The following is an 18,570-nucleotide window of genomic DNA, read 5'->3' as shown; positions in this document are numbered from 1 at the left end:
TCGGCTGCTGGCTAAACGCCGGAGGCCGCCGTCGCGAACGACGGCGGCCTCCGGGGAGCCGGGCAAGTCAGCTGTGGGGGGAAAGGACCTGCCAGGACTCCGCTTCGGTAGGTGCTCCTGCCGAAACCTTCAGCTGCGCCGCCGCCGGGTCGATGGCCAGAGTTGCCAGGGTCCGCCAGCGGTCGCCGAACTGGGCGCCGTCGGCAGGGAAGCAGCACAGGTCCGCGCCGTCGGCCGGGGTGGAGCAGAGATAGGGCACCAAGTCCGCGGGGGACGCCGGATCGAAATGTTCCGCGGTCCGCCGCTGCAGCAGGTCCAGCCGCTGTCCGGAATCGGGCTGGTACAGCTCGGTCCGCTCGCCGGCCGCAGGGACGTCGGCCAGGAAGTGGTTGGTGTGCAGGAGGGGTCCGTTGCCGGGGGCGATGACCTGCGCTCCGGCCGGACTAAGCTCCACCATGCGCGCGCCGTCGGGAGCCACCACGGTGATACAGCTGGATGTGGTGACCGGAGCGCCGGTGAGCAGGTCCACCGCCTCTTCCAGCGTGGCAGCGGAGTACAGCACCGCAGCTGCCGCCACGTGGACGGGCACTGCACCGGGGGCATCGTCGCGATGGCCCAGGACGTTCAGGTGCACACCCACCCCGGAGCTGTTGACGCCCACCTTGCCCAGGATCCCGTACTCCGTCATGCCCACAAAGGACCCGCGCGGATGGGTCACCGACTGCAGGTGCCAGGCACCGGCCAGCTCCTCATGCCAGTCCCAGGTCTGGGCGGAAAAAACGCGTCCGGGGATGGTGCTGACCACCGTCGAGCACTCGCCCGGAAGAGCTTTACGGGACAGGGACAGGATCTCGGTGCGGGCATTCAGCGCGGCCACCTGCCACGTCTGAAGCTCCGATCCGGCCGCGGTGCCGCGGATTTCAGCGGCCAGCTCCGGCTGCCAGGACTCGACGGCGGCGAGGGAGGACAATGCCTCGGCCTCGACGCGCTCGGCTTCAATGCCGCCGGCGGCAAAGAGATCGGCGTAGATCTGCCAGGCGGACGCCAGGGCCTGCCGGGACGCCTGCCCGCGCTGGACACCGCGCTCGGTCGCGGATTCAGCCGCAATCCGGACCAGGGCCGGGGCGGGGTGGGAAAAGACGGTCATTGGGCAGCTCCGGTGGTGTCGCGGCGGCGCGGTACCCACCCGGGACGGGGCGCGCTTTCCATCAGTTGGCGGGTGTAGGGGTGCCGGGGTGCATCAAGCACCTCATCGGCGGTTCCGTGTTCGACGACGGAGCCCCGCTGCATCACCATGACCGTATCTGCGACCTGCCGGGCCACGGCCAGGTCATGGGTAATGAAGAGGTAGGTCAGCTGCTTTTCAACGCGCAGCCGCTCCAGCAGGGCCAGGATCTGTGCCTGGACGGTGACATCCAGGGCGGAGACTGCCTCGTCCAGGACAATGACGGCGGGTTCGGCTGCCAGCGCGCGGGCAATCGCCACACGCTGCTTCTGTCCGCCGGAGAGCTGGTCAGGGTACGACGCCGCGTGCGCTGCTTCCAGCCCCACCTCGGCAAAGAGTTCCAGACAGCGCTTCCGGCGGGCGGCGGCGTCGAGCGTGGTGTGCGCCTGCAGGATCTCGGTGATGGCCGTGGAGACGGGCAGCCGGCGGTTCAGGCTGCCCTGCGGGTCCTGGAACACCATCTGGATGTCCCTGGAGCGCTGTCGGCGGATGCGGCGGCTCGAGCCTGCCGTGACTTCCCGGCCGTCCACCGTGATGCTGCCGCTGTCGGCGGATTCCAGGCCCACGAGCATCCGCGCGACGGTGGTCTTTCCCGAGCCGGATTCACCGACGACGGCGAGGCAGGTACCGCGCTCAATACGAAAGCTGACGTCCTTCACGGCCTGGACCGAGCGCTTTGAGCGCCCGGACCCGGTGGTGAAGATGCGGTTCAGGTTCTCTGCGGTGACCATGGTGCTCATTCGGTGTCCTCCCCGGGCACAGGCGCAGAGGCGCGGCGGGTGAGGCTGGGCTTGGAAGCCACCAGCATCTGCGTGTACTCGTGCTGCGGGGACCCCAGCACGGTTTCGGCCGGACCGGCTTCCACAATGCGTCCTTTCTGCATCACCGCGATCCGCTGGCAGGCAGCAGCCGCGAGGTCGAGGTCATGGGTCACGAAGATCATCGCCATTCCGGCCTCGGCGCGGGCCTCGTTGAGGATCGCGACGACGTCGGACTGGGTGGTGACGTCCAGCGCCGTCGTGGGTTCATCTGCCAGCAGCAGGGAACTGCCGCGGGCAACGGACCCGGCGATAACCACACGCTGGAGCATGCCGCCGGAGAGCTGGTGCGGATAGGACCGCAGGCAGCGCTCCGGATCGTGGATGCCGACGTCGGCAAGCAGGGAGAGCGCGGTTTTCCGCGCCTCGGCGGTGGACGTCCGCGGTTTGGCGGCCTGGATGCCCTCAATGAGGAACCGTTCCACGCGCAGCACCGGATTCAGGGCAGCCATGGGATTCTGCGAAATCATGGACACCTCCGCCGCCCGGAAGCGGCGCAGGTCCTCGCGGGAGAGCGCGGCAATGTCCCGGTCCCGGTAGCGGACGGTTCCGCTGGAGGTGCTTCCCTCGGGCAGGGTGCGCAGGATGCTGCGCAGGGTCATGGACTTGCCGGAGCCGGATTCGCCCACCAGGCCCAGCGACTCGCCGGGGTTCACCTGAAGGTTGATGTCCTCCAGCAGGGTTTTGGCGTCCGGCCCGGAGCCGATGGCCAGGCCGACGTTTTCGAGTGTGAGCATTATGCCCTCCCTGCGGCGCGGCGGCCGCCGAGCTGCTCGCCCAGGTAGCCCAGGGCGGCGACGGTCAGGACAATACAGACGCCGGCGTAGATGCTTTCCTGCGGGTAGCCCGCCAGCAGCGATGCCTGCCCGGAGGAGATCATCAGTCCCCAGTCGGCGTCCGGCGGCTGGACGCCGAAGCCGAGGTAGGACAGGGCCGCGAGGTCGATCATCGCGTAGCCGAAGTTGATGCTGGCACCGGTGAGGATCTGCTGCTTCACGTTCGGCAGCAGATGCCGGAAGGTGATGACCAGCCCGGAAATGCCCTGCAGTTCCGCGGATTTCACGTAGGGCAGGTTCCGTTCGCGCAGCGCCACGGACCGGATAACCCGGGCGGTGTACGGGGAGAATCCGATGGCCAGTGCCACGATGGCGGTTTCCACCCCCGCCCCGAACACGGCCACCGCCAGCACGGCGAGCAGCAGGTTGGGGAAAGCGAAGAGGAAGTCCAGGAACCGGGTGATCGCGCCGTCCACCCGGCCGCCGAACCAGACAGCCACCAGGGCCAGGGTGCCGCCGATGAGGACGGTCAGGCCCGCCACGGCCAGCGCCGCCAGGATGGTTGACCGGGCACCCACGGCGAGGCGGGTGAAGAGGTCCCGTCCGGCCTGGTCTGTGCCGAGCCAGTGCTCGGCGCCGGGGGAGAGGTAGCGGTCAACGATGTTGCCCTCGGTGGCGTCGAACGGGCTGATCAGCGGGCCGAGAACGGCGAGCAGCAGGACAAAGGCCAGCCAGCCGAGGCAGATCTTCGCCAGCGGTCCGCTGAACACACCTCCGGTGCGCCGCCGTCGTGCAGGTTTCAGCATTGGTGCGCTCATGCGGCACCTCCTACCCGGACGCGGGGGTCAATGACGGCGTAGAGCAGGTCGACCAAGAGGTTGATGACGCCGAACGCCACCACCATGATCAGGGCTACGGCCTGCACCACGGCAAAGTCCTTCTGTTGGATGGAGGTCACCAGCAGTGCACCGATGCCGTCCAGGGTGAACACCGATTCGACCACGAACGCGCCGGCCAGCAGGCCGGCGATATGCACGCCGGAGACGGTGGTCACCGGCAGCAGTGCGTTGCGGATGACGTGGCGGGGAATGAGCACGCGCTCGGGAACGCCGCGGGAGCGGGCGGTCTGCGCGTGCTCGGACTGGCGCTCCTCGCGCACCGCGGTGCGGGTGATGCGGGCAACGACGGCGATGGACGGCAGTGCCAGTGCCAGCGCCGGAAGCGTGAGGTGCGTGAGCCTGGAGGCTATGCCTTCACCGCTGCCGGATCCGAAGACCGGGAACCAGCCCAGCTGGACGCTGAACAGGCTCATCAGCAGCAGGCCCGCGAAGAACGTGGGGACGGCAAAGCCGAGGTTCGAGGCGAACAGGATGATGTTGTCCAGGGCGCCCGGCCGCAGTCCGGCCACCGTGCCCAGGCCGACGCCCAGGACGATGATCAGGACTGCGGCCAGGCCGGTCAGCCACAGGGTGGTGGGCAGCCGGCCGGCCAGCAGGTCGGCAACTTCCTGCCGGTTGGCCAGCGACTGTCCGAAGTCACCCTGCAGTGCGCTGCCCACCCAGGACACGTACCGCGTAAGGAACGGATCGTCGAGGTTGTATTGCTCGCGGATGGACGCAAGCACTTCGGCGCTGACGGTCCGTCCCTGCACCAGGAACTGTTCGGGGCTTCCTGGTGCAAGGTACAGGCCGCCAAAGACTGCGAAGCTCGAAGCCAGCAGGATGCCGGCCAAGGCAAGAAGCCGTTTGGCGATGTATTTCATGGTGCCTGCTTATCCTGCCGCGCCGAGGTCAGCTGCCCACGGGTAGTAGAGGTAGGCGAACGACGCCGGAACACCGGTGACGCGGTCGCTCATGAACAGCCGCACGGACGGGTCCAGGACCGGCAGCCACGGCATGTCCGCCATGGCCAGCGCCTCGATTTCAGCGGTCAGTTCTGCGCGCTCGGTCTCCGAGGAGGTGGCCTCAGCCTTGGTGATCAGCTCTTCGATTTCCGGGTTGGAGTAGCCGGAGAAGTTCTGCGAGCCGCCCTCCTGGACGATCGTGCGCATAAAGACCAGCGGGTCCGGAACGTCCATGTAGTTGGTGGTCACGAAGGCGCCGTGGCCGGCGCGGGCCTCCGGGTCGGAGAAGAACGCACCGAACTGGGCGCTCGGAACACCGGCCGGCTGCACGTCCAGGCCGATTTCCTTGCCGGCACGGCTGAGCTCGGAGATCATGTCCGCGTAGAAGGACCGCTCGGTGGGGTAGACGATGGTGATCGGCTCGGACAGGTCAGCCGTTGCGTCGGCCAGGATTTCCTCGGCCTTCTCCACATCCGCCTCAGCGCCGGGCAGCTCGGCCCGCGCGGAGGAGAAGACATCGTCCGCGAAGGACCAGCCGCCGTCGGGAATCAGCGAGACGGAGGGACGGGCGGTGCCTTCGTAGACGGTGGCGGCAAGGGCTTCCTGGTCGGTGGCGGTCCAGAGGGCCTTGCGGACGGCCGGATCGGCCAGCGGGCCGTCGCCGGTGGCGATGATGGCGAGCATCTGCAGGGACTTGCCCAGGATGAGTTCGCCGTTGCCAGCTGCTTCAAGCTGGGAAACGGCGCTCAGCGGAACGTCGTAGGAGCCGTCAATCGCGCCGGAGACCAGGGCGTTGGTGATGGCGGCGGGGTCCACGATGAACTGGATTTCCAGGCTGTCCACCTTGGGGGTGCGCTCGGTGTTCCAGTAGTTCTCGTTCTTAGCCAGCGTGATGCTCTGGCCGCTCTGCCATTCCTCGACGGAGAACGGCCCGGTGCACATAACGCCGCCCTGCGGGGTGCCGTAGGCCTCGCCGGCAGCCTTGCGGTGTTCTTCGCTCACCACGACGCCCATCGGGGTGGCCATGTAGGAGTTGTAAGTCCAGTCCGGGTTCTTGAGCGTGACGGTGACCTCGGACTCTGAGGTGGCCTCGATGGTTTCGACGTTGCCGCTCACGGCGTCGGAGGCCCAGTAGCTGCCCTCTTCAGGATCCAGGTGGCGGTTGAGGCTGTAGGCCACGTCCTGGGCAGTCATGGGGCTGCCGTCCCAGAAGGTCACGCCCTCGCGCAGCTTGTAGACGTAGGTCTGGCCGTCTTCGGTCTCAAAGGACTCGGCCAGGTTGGGGGTCACGGTGAAGTCCGGCTGGATCATCATGAGGCCTTCACAGATGTTCGCGACCACCGTGTTCTCCGGGTAGTTGAACGCCAGGATGGGATCCAGGGACGCCGGTTCGCCGAACGGGAGGTTCCAGCTTGCCGATTCCAGCTCGCCGGTTGCTGCGTCGGTGGTTACGGCAAGTTCCGCCAGGCGGTCCTGGCTGTCTGCCGCGGATTCACCGCTGGCCGAACCGCTGCTGCAGGAGGTGATGGCCAGCAGTGCTGACACTGCCAACGCTGTGGGGAGTACAGCCTTTTTCATACGCACCCTTCCAAAAAGAGGACCTAGCCGGGCGATTCGCGCCCGCTCCTTTCCAGATATAGGTGTATAAAACGTTTTATATGCCGATCAGGCTCTACCGTTACGTAACCGTTACCGGGAGCTGAACGAACGGAGAAATATTGCAGTCAAAAACCACGATCCGTGACGTAGCCAAGGCCGCCGGGGTCTCCATCACGGCTGTCTCCCATGCCTTGAACGGCAAGGGCACGCTCTCGGCCGCCACCCGCCAGCGGATTATGGAGATTGCGGACCGGCTGGGGTACCAGCCCGATCCGCTGGCCCGAGGCCTGCGCAGCAGCCCGCTCGGCGTGGTGGGGCTGATGCTCCGGCCGCTGGACGCACTTGGGACCTACCGGCCCACCGGCGTCGACTATTTCACCCGGCTGATCGGTGCGGTGGCAGTGGAGTGCCTGGAACGGAACCTGAGCCTGATGCTGCTGCGGGACCTGTCGAAGCTGCCGCGGCAGCCGCTTGCCCTGGCTCTGGACGGCTATATTATTGCCGACCCGCTGGATGCGGATCCGGTCATAGACCTGCTCCAGCAGGCATCGCTGCCGTTCGTGACCATTGGCCGCGTTCCGGACCGGCCGGCGTTCACCGACTGGGTGGGTTCCCGGGACGAGGAAGAGACTGAAATGATCCTGCGTATGCTCCGGCAGAAGGGTGCGGCCCGGATAGCACTGGTGACCGGCTGCGACCGCAACGCGTGGAACCTGGATTCCACCGCGGCCTACCGGACATGGGCAGCGGGGCACGGAATGCCGGTCAGGGTGGTTTCGCGGCCCGAGGCGGACGGGACCGAAGGCGGGCGGGACGCCGTCGCGGAACTGCTGGAGCACGGTGAGCTTCCGGATGCGGTCTACTGCCTCACCGGACGCCACGCACGCGGAATGCTGGATGAGCTGACAGCCCGGGGCATCAAGGTGCCGGAGGAAGTCCAGCTGGTTGCCGGAGCCGACTCAGAGCAGACCCGGTCTGCCACACCGGCTATCACCGCCATTGACCTGGATCCCGAGCTGATAGCCGCACAGGCTGTGGAGCAGCTGACCTCCCGGGTGATGTCCGGACAGCCGGCGGAAGCGGGCAATCTGTCCACGCGCCTGATCCTGCGCGAGACCACCCTCGGCGGCCGGCATGGCTGAGGTCGCCCTTCGTTCGATCGAGGTAACCAGTCCCGCCGTCGCCCGGCTGGCCCGGGTGCGGCGGCGCTGTGCAGCCGTGCAGTGGCTCATGCTAACCAGCTGGGGCCTGCTGCTGCCGCTGCTGCTCCTGCTGCCCTTCGCGGAGATGCTTCCCCCGCGGGCCGGCGACGCCGTGGCCTGGCTTTTGGTGGGCTGCCTGGCGCTCGGGTTCCTGCTGTGGATCCCGGAATCATACTTGCGCCGGCGGCGCGAGGCCGCGCAGCACAAGGCGTTTGGGGATGTGGAAGCTGCCCTGGCCAGGGTGCGGGCGGGCTGGCAGCTGGAATGGTACGCGCCGTACAGCGGTGCCGGACGGGAACGGCTCGTCTCCCGCGGGAGGTGGAAGCAGCGTTTTGAATGGCGGGTTGCCTACCGGGGAGGGGCCATGCTCCTCACCGAGATCCCGGCCGCGGAACACGAGCAGGATGACGACGAAGGCACCTACGAGGACTCCGAGGACACATCGAGATGACAGTTAGGGCTGGTTAGAGCGCTCTAAAGAGCCCTAACTGGCATCTCGATGGGGAGAACGGCTCGGCAGGTCAGCGGGCCGGAACGGTTTCCGGCTCTTCTGCACCGCGCCGGGCCAGGTCCCGTGCCTCATCGAAGTCGCTGTCCAGTCCGGCCGGAGCCCGGGTGAGCAGGCTGACGACGACGGCGAGCATCAGGTTAACGGCAAAGCCGGGGATGATCTCGTAGAGGGTGGCGGAAAGCTCCGAGCTGCCCCACGCGAAGGCGGTGACGGCGCCTGCAGCCATGCCGGCCAGCGCGCCCGCGGTGGTGAGGCGGCGCCAGAACAGGCAGAGCAGGATGGTGGGGCCGAAGGCGGCTCCGAATCCTGCCCAGGCGAAGCCGACCAGATCCAGGATGGAGTTGCTGCGGTCCAGCGCCAGGAGAATGGAGACGACGGAGACCACCAGCACTGCGCCGCGGCCGAGCATCACGAGCATCCGCTGGGACGCGTCCTTCTTGACCACAATCTTGTACAGGTCCTCCACCAGGGCGGAGGACGTGACGATCAGCTGGGAAGAGATGGTGCTCATGATCGCGGCCAGGACGGCGGCCAGCACAAAACCGGCAACCAGCGGGTGGAACAGGGCCTGCGCCATGCTCAGGAACACGGCCTCGGGATCGCTGAGGGTCAGATCGTTCTGCTGGAAGTACGCCGCGCCAACCAGGGCGGTGAACACGGCACCGACTACGCTCAGCACCATCCAGCCCACGCCGATGCGGCGGCCGGCAACGGCGTCGGCGGGAGAGCGCAGGGCCATAAAGCGGACGATGATGTGCGGCTGCCCGAAGTAGCCCAGGCCCCAGGCGAGGGCCGAGATCACGGCCAGCGCCGTCGTACCAGCAATCGGGTTGAGCATGTCGGGATCGATTTCGCGCAGTGATTCGGCCATGCCGGAAGGGCCGCCCACCAGGAAGATACCCACAACGGGAACGGCGATGAGGGCGAGCAGCATCATCAGGCCCTGCACTACGTCGGTGTAGCTGGCACCCAGGAATCCGCCGAAGAGGGTGTACGCGATGGTCACGCCGCCCACAATCAGCATGCCGGTGGTGTAGCTGGATCCGAAGGAGCTCTCGAAGAAGACGCCGCCGGCCACCATGCCGGAGGAGACGTAGAAGGTGAAGAAGACCAGGATGATGATGCCGGAGAGCACGCGCAGCATCCGGCTGCGGTCCTTGAGGCGGTTCTCCAGGAAGCTCGGCACGGTGATCGAGTTGTTGGCCACCAGGGTGTAGGAGCGCAGCCTCGGAGCCACGAACTTCCAGTTCAGCCAGGCACCAATGGTGAGCCCGACGGCGATCCAGGCCTCGGTGAGTCCGGCGAGGTAGATGGCGCCCGGCAGGCCCATCAGCAGCCAGCCGGACATGTCCGAGGCGCCGGCGCTGAGTGCTGCGACGCCTGGCTTGAGCCCCCGCCCGGCCAGCATGTAGTCATCCAGGTTCGAGGTGCGGCGGTAGGCCCACCACCCGATGCCCAGCATGGCAGCCATATAGATAATCAGGGCAATCAGCTTGTACGTTTCGTCAGTCATGTAGCCGTTCCGGTCAGTTCCGTATCACGTTGGTCAGGGTCAGAATGGCCTGCACACACGGATTGGAACGGTGTCGCAGGCCACAAGTGCCCATTAGTATGCCAAGCGATTTAGCTCACGGCGAATTTGCAAGCTGCGGGACTTGGGTGTCGCAGGGCGCCGTGCTAGCGCGGACCAGCCAGCGGACCAACCTCCAAAAGCTCGACTTCTTCGCTGCTGCAGCCGTATCCGGCACGGGCAATATTGACGTAGGCGGTATCGTCCGGAGGGAATACACGGAGTCCGGAAACAGGCACCATCGAGCACTCCTCGCCATAGTTCTCCGGGCGGGTTTCGCGCAGGGCAGCGACGGCGGACTGCCCCGGCTCCAGGAGCACGGCCACGGCGTCAGTTCCGCCGGAACGGGTAGCCGGAGCACCGACCTGCGTCCCTGATATCCCGAGGTAGGAGACGCCCGGGTATCCGAAGGTTGTGCAGGGTTCCCCGGAGGTGTTCGTCAGCACCAAATCGCGGTAGACACTGCCCGCAGCACCGCCGCCCGGGGTGTCTTCGATCTCCGCGGCGAGCTTGTCCGCCGTGCACAGCGCAACGCCGTCCGCAGGTCCAGAAGCGGACGTTTCGGGCGCCGCCGTCGCGCTGCCGGAAGCTGAAGCGGAGCCGGATGCTGAGGCACTGGCCGTAGCGCCCACCGTCGAGCTGGCCGAAGGACTCGGGGATTCCTCTGCATTGTTGCCGCCGCTGCAGGCCGTCAGGGCCAGACCGGCGGCGACCAGCCCGGCAACGAGGAGGGATGGGGAAGCAGAAGCCTTGGTTCTCATGGGTTCACCCTGAACCTGCGGCCTGACGTGGTCAAACCGCACCGCGGTGCTGCCGTAAAGCACACCGAATTGTTACGGTCGGAGCGCTATTCGTGGTGGTACGGGCGGCCGGCTGCGATCTCCTGGGCCCGGTAGACCTGCTCCGCGAGGATCAGCCGCACCAACTGGTGCGGGAAAACAAGCGGGGACAGTGACCAGACGAAGTCCGCGCGGTCATGCACACTCTGGTCCACGCCGTAGGCGCCGCCGATGATCAGCGTGACGTTGCGCGAATTATCCAGTGGCTTCTGCAGTGTCCGGGCCAGCTGCGGGGAGGTGATGGCCTTGCCGCGCTCATCAAGCAGGATCACGTAGTCGCTGCCGAGCTTGGCCAGGAGCCGCTCGGATTCCTCCTTGCGGGCGGCGTCGTTTTCCCGGGCGGAGTGCGGAATTGACACCCAGGTCAGGTCGAAGGGCTTTTTCAGCCGCTTTTCATAGCGGCGGATCCCGTCAACTACCCAGTCCTCGTGCTTTCGGCCGACCATCAGAACGCGTAATGCCATGACTCTATTCAATACCGGCCGCGGCCGGGTCAGAAACGCACGGCGCGGCTGCCGCCGGGCGGCCCGCAGGTCTAGACTCCCGGGCATTGGGCCGTAAACGAACGGAGTGCACAGAATGAGCCAGACACGGGCGGTTGTCCTCGGCGGCGGGGGAGTAGCGGGGATCGCATGGGAGATGGGCGTGCTGGCGGCGCTTCTGGAGGAGGGGATTGACCTCAACGCGGCGGACCTGGTGGTGGGAACCTCCGCCGGATCCATGGTGGGGGCCGCACTGCGCTCCGGCCTGCTGCTCCAGGTCCTGAAGGCACAGCTCGACGACGCCGGGGAGGCGCTGGCAGCGCAGGGAACCGATGTGCCGTACCAGGATCCCAGCGGCTTCAGCAGCGAAGCCTTCATCGAACTTACCGCGACGGCGGGGCGGGGTGACGGCGATGAGAAGGCGGCACGGGCGCGGGTAGGCCAGCTGGCCCGCACCACGCCCGCGGTGATGACCGAGGGCGAGTGGGTCTCCAGCATCCGGTCCCTGCTGCCGCAGCCGGAGTGGCCGGACAAACCGTTTGGGATCTCGGTGGTGGATGCCGAGGACGGATCCTTCACGGTCATGGACGCAACGTCCGACGTCGAACTGGCCCGTGCGGTTGCGGCCAGCTGTGCGGTGCCCACGGTGTGGCCGCCGGTTACCATCCTCGGCCGGCCCTATATGGACGGAGGGATGCGTTCGGCCACCAACGCCGACGTGGCCGAGGGATACGGGAAGGTGCTGGTGCTGGCCTGCGGGCCGGAGGCGCCGGTAAGCCCGTTTGGACCCAGCCTGCCGCAGGCACTGGCGAAGCTGCAGCAGCACAGCAGTACGTTTGTCATCGAGGCTGATGAAGCAGCCCTGAGTGATTTCGGCGCGAACCCGCTGCTGCGTTCCACCCGGATTCCGGCGTCGGCGGCCGGACGGCGCCAGGGCGCGGAAGCTGCTGCGGCGATGCGGGACTTCTGGACCGGCTGACTCCCGCTACGGCGGGGGAAGCTTCGTCGACTTGGGGCGCCCGTCGGCCTTGCCGCCCTCAATCCCGCCGACGCCGGTCACGTCGCCGATGTACCGCCGTCCGGAAACCTCGTTCCAGCGGTTGGCAGAGACTTCCTTGCGAACCAGCCACTTGCCGTCGTCGGGGCATTCCATCACCAGCAGCACTCCGCCGGGTGCCACCTGGTAGGCGTAGCGTGTGCCGTTCTCTTCGTCGTCGAGTTCTTCCACCGGGCCGTCTGCCCGCAGAATCCTTACGCTCACGGAGTTCTCCCGTCCTGTGGCCGTAGCAGAACCGTTTGGCTGAGGGCAGGACACTAGCAGGCCGAGGCGGCGCCGGACAGGGCAGCAGACACTGCGAAAACGGCGTCGCCCGGAGCTAGTCTCCGGAAGCCTCCCGGGAAGTAATGCTGAAGGGCCGGGACTGCAGCTCGGTGAAATTCCCGATGCTGGCGCGGACAGTGCACTCCGGGGAAATCTGCAGGGCAGTCACCGTGAGTCCTGAACTGTCCACCGCCAGGGCCCCGCCGCATCCGTCAGAGAACCGCACTCCCTTCTCTCCGCCGGCCACGGCGTTCAGCATTTGCGAGGGCTTGCCGGCTGCGGGGCTGACATACAGGGGGTTCAGCTCATCCGGGCCGCCGGCCCACACCGGAACCACGGTGATCATCAGCGGGCTCGGTGTCACAACCCGGGAAGGTGTGCGCACCTCAACCCCCGTGAGCCGCTGGGCGGGATAGGACGTGCCCGAAACAGAACGATCCTGCGCTACGGCTCCGGTCGCCTCTGAGACGGAGCGCAGCCAGTCATCCAGTGACTGCTGGTCGGCCGGCGCCACCGGTACGGCGGCGGTCACTTCCACCGATCCGCCCGGCGGAATTTCAAGGCCGGAAAGCTTCCATCCGCATTCCACGTCGACGCCGGTGACGGAGCCCTGATTGCGGGTCACCTCCGCTCCTTCCCAGGTCAGCGCGGGGCAGGCAGCGCCGTCGGCCAAATCCGGAACCACTTCAAGGAAATCGCCGGAAAGCGGGGCTTTCTGTGCCGCGTACCCGACGGTCAGCCTGGTCTCACCCGATGACGGGTCAAAGGCGGCCCGCCTCGAGATGGTCAGACCGGTTGGGAGTGCCTGGTCTTGAAGCTGCGCAAACAGCTGCTCGCCGGCAGCTGCGGGTTCGGGCTTCTGGCCGGGAGTGAGCACGATGAACCCCACAACCATCGCAACGAGCAGCAGCACTGCAGTACCGGCCAGCAGCAGGGCCTTGCGCGTGCGCCAGAACGCGGTTTTGGCCGGTTCCTGTCCGCCGGGCTCCGGCTTTGGCCCCGCATCACGCCGCGGTATGGACCGGATAACGGTAGCGCTGCCCGCGTGCCCCAGATCCGGTACGTCGGAAGACTCCTCAGCCGGCGCCGCGGCGAGTGCGGTGAGTTCCTCGTCCGTGAACGCGCCGCGCACCACCGTGGCGGGACGCTCAACGTCGTCGAACTCGTCGGGGTTCCCACTGGGCTCCAGGGCAGCGGAATCCGCAAGCCGGGAAGCCAGCCGGCGCAGCGCCGCGGCAGCCTCCGGGGCGGCCGGGCGGAGAGCCGGATCCTTGGATAGCAGGCGGTCCAGTACCTCCCAGAGTGCGTCATCCACCGGGATCCGGGGCGGGCGGGAGGAAACGTGCCGGTACGCCACACTGAAATCCGGACCCGGGCCCGCGAACGGGGTTCGTCCGGCCAGCAGCTCGTACAGCAGGATGCCGGCCGCATACACATCACCGGCCGGGCCTGACCGGCCCTTGCTGATGAGCTCCGGCGGCATGTACTGCGGCGTGCCGATGAGCCCGGTAGTCTGCCGGATTTTCTCGCCCACCACGTCGGAGATGCCGAAGTCCGAGACGCGCACATCCCCGGGAGACCACTCGGCCCAGGGCCGGGCCAGAAGGACGTTGTCCGGTTTGATGTCGCGGTGCGTCACTCCGCGCGAATGGGCGAAAGACAGGGCATCGAATACCTCGGCGGTAAGGGTAAGCGCGTCTGCGGGCCGCAGCGGACCGGCGTCGTTCGCGGCCTCCCGCAGCGAACCGCCGGCTATGTAGTCCATGACAATGGCCAGCCTGGGACCCTCAACCACCATGTCCCGCACCGGAACAATGGAGGGAGCCTGCAGCGCGAGGAGAACAGAGCGCTCGCGGACGAACCGCTCAACGAGCGACGGGTCATCAGCATGTTCCGGACGCAGTACCTTGGCCGCCAGGGTCCGGCCGTCCGCCGAATGAACAGTCCAGACCTCACCGACGGCGCCGGACCCCACCCGTTCGCCGAAACGGTAGGAGGCACCGAGTGCCTGGCCGGTCTGAGCCAGACTCATCCTGCAATCCCCGCTGACTGGATCAATGCGGTACGTCCGCCGACGCCCAGGTAACCGCGGCCCGTAGTGAGCGCAACCGGCGCCCTGCGGGGCAGCGTGGCACCCAGCAGCTCGCCGTCGTAATCAACATCCGGCTGCAGCAGGACACCAAGACGGGACTTGCGCACGGTCTTGGTCCAGTGGCTGTACAGCCCGCGCAGGTCGGCGGAGCGTCCGGCAGCGATGATGCACAGTCCCGGCTGGCCCGATGCCACGCACCCGGCGATGGACTGGTCAGTGTCTTCAAACCGCTCGGCGTCATCGATCAGGAGGAAAACGGGGCCGCGTTCGAGCCGCAGGGCCGCCAGCAGCGCCGGTACCTCATCAGCGCCGACGGCGACGCGGTCCAGCTCGGCACTGCCCAGCGGAGAGCGCCGGTCGCAGATGCCCCATACCTGGGCCGGGCCCCGGGGTGCCGGAGCTGAACGGAGCTCCGCTGCGAGGGCCAGGAGCAGCGTGGACTTCCCCGACCGGGCAGGCCCGGCCACCAGGGCGTGCTCGCCTTCATAGATCTCCAGGAAGGCCGGCGAGAGGTCTGCCTCGTGCATGCCGACGGGAATGAGCCACGGTTCACCCTCTAGCTGCGGTGCAACACCCAGCTGGTCCAGGGTGAGGTGCGTGGGCAGCCGCCTAATCGCAGCGGCCTTTGCCGGCGCGTGCGCCCAGTCCCGGCATACACGCTCAACAGCAGCCTCCAAACCAATGCCGGGAGTGGCTACATGCATCTGCAGGGAGTTGCGCGGGTCCACGCACCGGCCGGGGACCGGTGCCGGGATCTGTTTCCCGCGTACCCCGAGCGAGGAGTAGTCGTAAGTGTCTGCGAGCCGGAAAAGCCAGCGCTGCAGTGTCACTTCGTTCATTGCCGACGGTACTGCCTTGGCCCGCGTCGTGGACACCGCGAAGGACAAACCCAGGGCAGGTCCATCCGCGTAGGCGCGATAGAGCATGTCCAGCATCTGCTGGCCTTCGTAGTCCTGGAACTCGTCCCGCAGCGAGGCCAGGCCATCGAGCAGCACCACGGCGCGGCGGTGGCTGCCGGGGTCGGACCGGCGGCGCTCCAGCTCAGTATTCAGGTGCCGCAGGAAGCGTGCCTGCTGTTCCTTGGCTCCGGCTCCGGTGCCCACGTACGCCACGGTATGCGGCAGGCGTTCCAATGCCTCGAGTCCGCGTGAGCCCAGGTCGAGGACGAGCAGGTCCAGATCCGCGGGATCGGTGTCCCGGGCAAGGGCCAGCGCGATGGAAGCGAGGGCGGTAGTTGTACCGGAGCCCGCCACGCCCATCAGCATCAGGTTCCCGGCGGACATGTCCCATCCGGACGGGGACTGGCGCTGAAGCTCAGGCTCATCCCTCAGAGTCACCTGCACCGAGGACCCGAGGACACCGCCCACGGCAGCAAGGCCCTCCGGCCGGTCAGCGCCGGACGCTGAGGCCGCTGCGCCGCCGTCGCCGGTTTCAGCCAGGAAACCTGCCAGTTCGACCCGTTCGCCGAGCGCTTCGGGCCAGACCTGCCGTGGCGGGGCGTATCCCTCCTCGGCGTTAGCCCGTTCAATGGCATCGATGAGGAGGTCCAGGTCATTCTCATCGGCCAGTGCGGAGCGCGGTGCGGCGGGAGGTGGAACAGGGATGCCGAACTGCCCCACTTCGCGGACGTCCACATCGGGTCCGCTGCCGACCTGGGCCCGGCCGGTAACCAGGGCTGTCTGGACAGGGGTGATGTCATCCTGGCCGAGCTTCACATATGCCCGGCCCATTTGTGCCCTGCCGATTTCAGAAGCAGCAGGCACGCCGATCACGTTGTTTGAATCCTCCCGGCTCTGCACACGCAGGGCCACCCGAAGGTTGGTGTTCGCCAGGATGTCGTCACTCACTACGCCCGCCGGGCGCTGCGTCGCAAGGATCATATGCACGCCCAGGGTGCGGCCGACGGCGCCTACGCTGACGAGTGCCTTGAGGACATCCGGGAAGTCCTTCGCCAGCATGGCGAACTCATCGATTACCAGGAGCAGCCGGGGCATGGGCTCGGCAGGGTTGGTGGCCAGGTAGGCGTTTAGGTTGTCGATGCCTTCCCCTGCCGCCGCGAAGACCCGCTGGCGCCGTTCCATCTCAGCTTCCAGGGCCAGCAGGGCGCGGTCGGCGAGCTGCTCATCCAGGTTGGAGATAGTGCCGATGGTGTGCGGGAGGCGCTCACAGGCCTTGAACGCGGCACCGCCCTTAAAGTCGATGAGGATGAAGTTCAGCCGGGTGGGGTCGTTGCGCGCGGCCAGACCGGCCACCAGGGAACGGAGGAACTCGGACTTCCCGGATCCGGTAGTGCCGCCCACCAGTCCGTGCGGGCCGTCCTTGACCAAATCGAGGGTCAGGGGACCTTCTTCTCCGGTCCCGATTGGAGTGGAAACTCCGTTGGATGACTGCCACATGCGGCGGATGACGGACGGATCCGGGCGCTCGTATCCGAGGAGCCCGGGCAGGCGGACCAGGGAGGGCAGGGAAGCGCCGGGGACGCTCAGCTCCGGGTCGTCAAAGTGTGCCAGCCGTGTGGCGCAGCGCAGGGCTTCCTCCCGGCTGAGGCCCGCCAGGATGAAATCCTCCACGCGGCTAAGGTCTTCCGGCTGCTCCGCGGTGGCCGCTGAGTCTTCGCCTACCCGGATGATGGTGGTGCAGGAGGCTGGGAGCTGTTCCTCCGAGGTGGCTATGACTATGCCGGCTACCCGTGAGCGGTCTGTCCCGCCAGCGCTTCCGGGGGCGGCGCGGCCCATGCCCAGCAGGGCCCGCGCCGGGGCGTCCCTGCCTTCGGTGAGCACCTCCGAGTCCAGTACAACAAGCAGTGCCGGTGTGGGCAGCTCCTGGACCGTATCTTTGAGGACGCGCAGCATGGACACACTGGTTTCCCGGTGGGAAGACATCCACCGCTGGCCGGTGCTGCTGCCTGCCTGGCGGGTGTGCGGAAGCCAGGACGCCCATTCCCAGTCCTCTGACCGTCCGGGGTCGCAGAAGACTCCTACAGTGAGGTCCGCCGGACCAACATGGACAGCCGCCTGGGCCAGCAGGGACCGGGCCAGTGCCAGGGTGTCTTCCCGGGGCCCCACCATGCCCACTACTCCGGCGTTGGTCAGGTCCACCAGCACCGGTGCGGAGAGTAACCGGGCGTTGGCCAGGGCGGTCTTCACTTTCTCATCCAGTCGTGGTCCTGCGTTCCGGTCCAGCGCGGGTTTCCACGGTACGTCGCCCGTGCCGGCGTGGAGGGCAAGGAAGTCGTCGGAATCTGCGCGGCGCTGCCACAGGGACGTGGCCGGAAGGGCGGGCCGGCGCACCACCGTCGCGGGGTCGGGGATCATCCGGTGACGGCGCTCGGTTTCGGCTGCGGCAGCGGTGCGAATCTGCTGCTCAAACTCTTTGACCGCACCGGTGAACCGCTCATCTTCTTCCTTGAGTCCGCGGGTGAAGCGGCGTTTCTGTTCGAACCACATTCCAACGGCCATGACAGGGCTCAGCATGGCGAACATCGCGAAGCGCAGGTCACGCAGGATCATCACCATCGCGACGGCCATGACCAGAGGGGCCAGAACGGTGATGTAGCTGAATTTACTGGCGGGCGGCACATCCTTGGGCGAAGGAGGGACCAGCGGATCTCCCGCCGCGGGCGTGCCCGGGCGGGGCGGACGGTTGAACGGCGCCGTCGCCGCGGGCGTCAGATTGTGCAGAGTGCCCGGCTGGGGGGCTGGAGTCTCATCGAGTGACCTGCGCACCAGCAGCACCGTTCCGCCGGCAATGACTGTTGTGTTGCCGCTGACCAGCACGCCGTCGGCGTCAACCGGTTCGCCGTTGACCAGGGTGCCGTTGGTGGATCCGCAGTCGAGTACGCGCAGACCGTCCTCCTCCCGGCGGAGGCGGCAGTGATCCCAGGAGGCACTCTCGGCCGGCAGGGTGAGATCAGCGTGCGGCGAGCGTCCAATGAGCATTTCGCGGCCCTGCGGAACCTCCGCAACCTGGCCGGCGCTCTGCCCGCCTGCAAGAGTGACCGTCCAGCCGGCTGCGCGCCGGGGGACGGGCCACGGTGCGCGGGAGATCCTGCTGCCTTCCAGAAGCAGCAGCTCCGAAACGGGCGTGGCTCCCCTCACTTCGGCTGTATCGACGTAGATCTGTTCCTCGGGCGCCAAACGCTGTCCGCCGGCGGTCTCCACCAAATCGGCAAGAGTCGTAGCGGGGGCAGCATGTGCCACGTCGCACTCAAGACGAGTCTCGTCCAGATCGATCAGTACACGCACCGGGCGTTCCTTCCGGGTCGGGCGGTGCCGGTCCATTCAGGGCTGGCA

Annotated in this window: 15 protein-coding genes; 3 read left to right on the top strand and 12 right to left on the bottom strand. The window is 67.2% G+C overall.

What is annotated here, in order from left to right:
* Positions 1-67: 67 nt before the first annotated feature.
* From ACWGQ2_RS08890 to ACWGQ2_RS08865, 6 genes are read right to left on the bottom strand one after another with little or no spacing between them, the layout of a single operon-like run.
* Entirely contained in the window at positions 68-1,147 is a 1,080-nt protein-coding gene (locus ACWGQ2_RS08890; protein ID WP_452016378.1) for a C45 family autoproteolytic acyltransferase/hydolase, read from the bottom strand.
* A complete protein-coding gene (locus tag ACWGQ2_RS08885; protein ID WP_452016376.1) occupies positions 1,144-1,965 on the bottom strand; it encodes an ABC transporter ATP-binding protein in 822 nt (273 codons plus the stop codon). The genes ACWGQ2_RS08890 and ACWGQ2_RS08885 overlap by 4 nt, the downstream gene beginning before the upstream one ends.
* On the bottom strand, positions 1,962-2,780 hold the full coding sequence (locus ACWGQ2_RS08880; protein WP_452016374.1) for an ABC transporter ATP-binding protein: 819 nt from the start codon (positions 2,778-2,780) through the stop codon (positions 1,962-1,964). Before ACWGQ2_RS08880 ends, ACWGQ2_RS08885 begins: the two co-directional genes overlap by 4 nt.
* Positions 2,780-3,637: an ABC transporter permease gene (locus ACWGQ2_RS08875; protein ID WP_452016372.1), complete on the bottom strand. Its 858-nt coding sequence runs from the start codon at positions 3,635-3,637 to the stop codon at positions 2,780-2,782. Before ACWGQ2_RS08875 ends, ACWGQ2_RS08880 begins: the two co-directional genes overlap by 1 nt.
* Positions 3,634-4,581 (bottom strand): ABC transporter permease, encoded by a 948-nt coding sequence (locus ACWGQ2_RS08870; protein WP_452016370.1) that lies wholly within the window; start codon positions 4,579-4,581, stop codon positions 3,634-3,636. Before ACWGQ2_RS08870 ends, ACWGQ2_RS08875 begins: the two co-directional genes overlap by 4 nt.
* A 9-nt stretch (positions 4,582-4,590) precedes the next feature.
* Positions 4,591-6,240, bottom strand: a complete 1,650-nt coding sequence (locus ACWGQ2_RS08865; RefSeq protein WP_452016368.1) for an ABC transporter substrate-binding protein — start codon at positions 6,238-6,240, stop codon at positions 4,591-4,593.
* Positions 6,241-6,380: 140 nt separating this feature from the next.
* Between ACWGQ2_RS08865 and ACWGQ2_RS08860 the strand changes: the two genes are divergently transcribed.
* Both ACWGQ2_RS08860 and ACWGQ2_RS08855 read left to right on the top strand, forming a co-directional pair.
* Complete coding sequence (locus ACWGQ2_RS08860) at positions 6,381-7,403, top strand: LacI family DNA-binding transcriptional regulator (RefSeq protein WP_452016366.1); 1,023 nt, start codon at positions 6,381-6,383, stop codon at positions 7,401-7,403.
* On the top strand, positions 7,396-7,914 hold the full coding sequence (locus ACWGQ2_RS08855) for a hypothetical protein (protein ID WP_452016364.1): 519 nt from the start codon (positions 7,396-7,398) through the stop codon (positions 7,912-7,914). Before ACWGQ2_RS08860 ends, ACWGQ2_RS08855 begins: the two co-directional genes overlap by 8 nt.
* Positions 7,915-7,984: 70 nt before the next feature.
* Here the strand turns inward: ACWGQ2_RS08855 and putP are convergent, their stop codons facing one another.
* From putP to rlmH, 3 genes are all read right to left on the bottom strand, one after another.
* Positions 7,985-9,487 carry a sodium/proline symporter PutP gene (putP, locus tag ACWGQ2_RS08850; protein WP_452016362.1) on the bottom strand — a complete coding sequence of 501 codons (1,503 nt, stop codon included), beginning with the start codon at positions 9,485-9,487 and terminating at the stop codon, positions 7,985-7,987.
* Between the two features lie 164 nt (positions 9,488-9,651).
* Entirely contained in the window at positions 9,652-10,305 is a 654-nt protein-coding gene (locus tag ACWGQ2_RS08845; protein WP_452016360.1) for a DUF4232 domain-containing protein, read from the bottom strand.
* An 86-nt stretch (positions 10,306-10,391) separates the two neighbouring features.
* Positions 10,392-10,847, bottom strand: a complete 456-nt coding sequence (gene rlmH, locus ACWGQ2_RS08840) for a 23S rRNA (pseudouridine(1915)-N(3))-methyltransferase RlmH (RefSeq protein ID WP_452016358.1) — start codon at positions 10,845-10,847, stop codon at positions 10,392-10,394.
* Positions 10,848-10,962: 115 nt separating this feature from the next.
* On the opposite strand from rlmH, the gene ACWGQ2_RS08835 reads away from it, so the two are divergent.
* Positions 10,963-11,844 carry a patatin-like phospholipase family protein gene (locus tag ACWGQ2_RS08835; RefSeq protein WP_452016356.1) on the top strand — a complete coding sequence of 294 codons (882 nt, stop codon included), beginning with the start codon at positions 10,963-10,965 and terminating at the stop codon, positions 11,842-11,844.
* A 6-nt stretch (positions 11,845-11,850) separates the two neighbouring features.
* On the opposite strand, the gene ACWGQ2_RS08830 is transcribed toward ACWGQ2_RS08835, so the two are convergent.
* The 3 genes from ACWGQ2_RS08830 to ACWGQ2_RS08820 form a co-directional block, all read right to left on the bottom strand.
* Positions 11,851-12,126 (bottom strand): hypothetical protein, encoded by a 276-nt coding sequence (locus ACWGQ2_RS08830; protein WP_325791309.1) that lies wholly within the window; start codon positions 12,124-12,126, stop codon positions 11,851-11,853.
* A gap of 115 nt (positions 12,127-12,241) precedes the next feature.
* Positions 12,242-14,218 carry a serine/threonine-protein kinase gene (locus ACWGQ2_RS08825; protein ID WP_452016353.1) on the bottom strand — a complete coding sequence of 659 codons (1,977 nt, stop codon included), beginning with the start codon at positions 14,216-14,218 and terminating at the stop codon, positions 12,242-12,244.
* Complete coding sequence (locus ACWGQ2_RS08820; protein WP_452016351.1) at positions 14,215-18,522, bottom strand: FtsK/SpoIIIE domain-containing protein; 4,308 nt, start codon at positions 18,520-18,522, stop codon at positions 14,215-14,217. The genes ACWGQ2_RS08825 and ACWGQ2_RS08820 overlap by 4 nt, the downstream gene beginning before the upstream one ends.
* Positions 18,523-18,570: the final 48 nt, after the last annotated feature.

This window comes from Arthrobacter sp. NPDC055585 (assembly GCF_053619115.1).
This window is presented reverse-complemented; position numbering and strand designations above follow the sequence as displayed.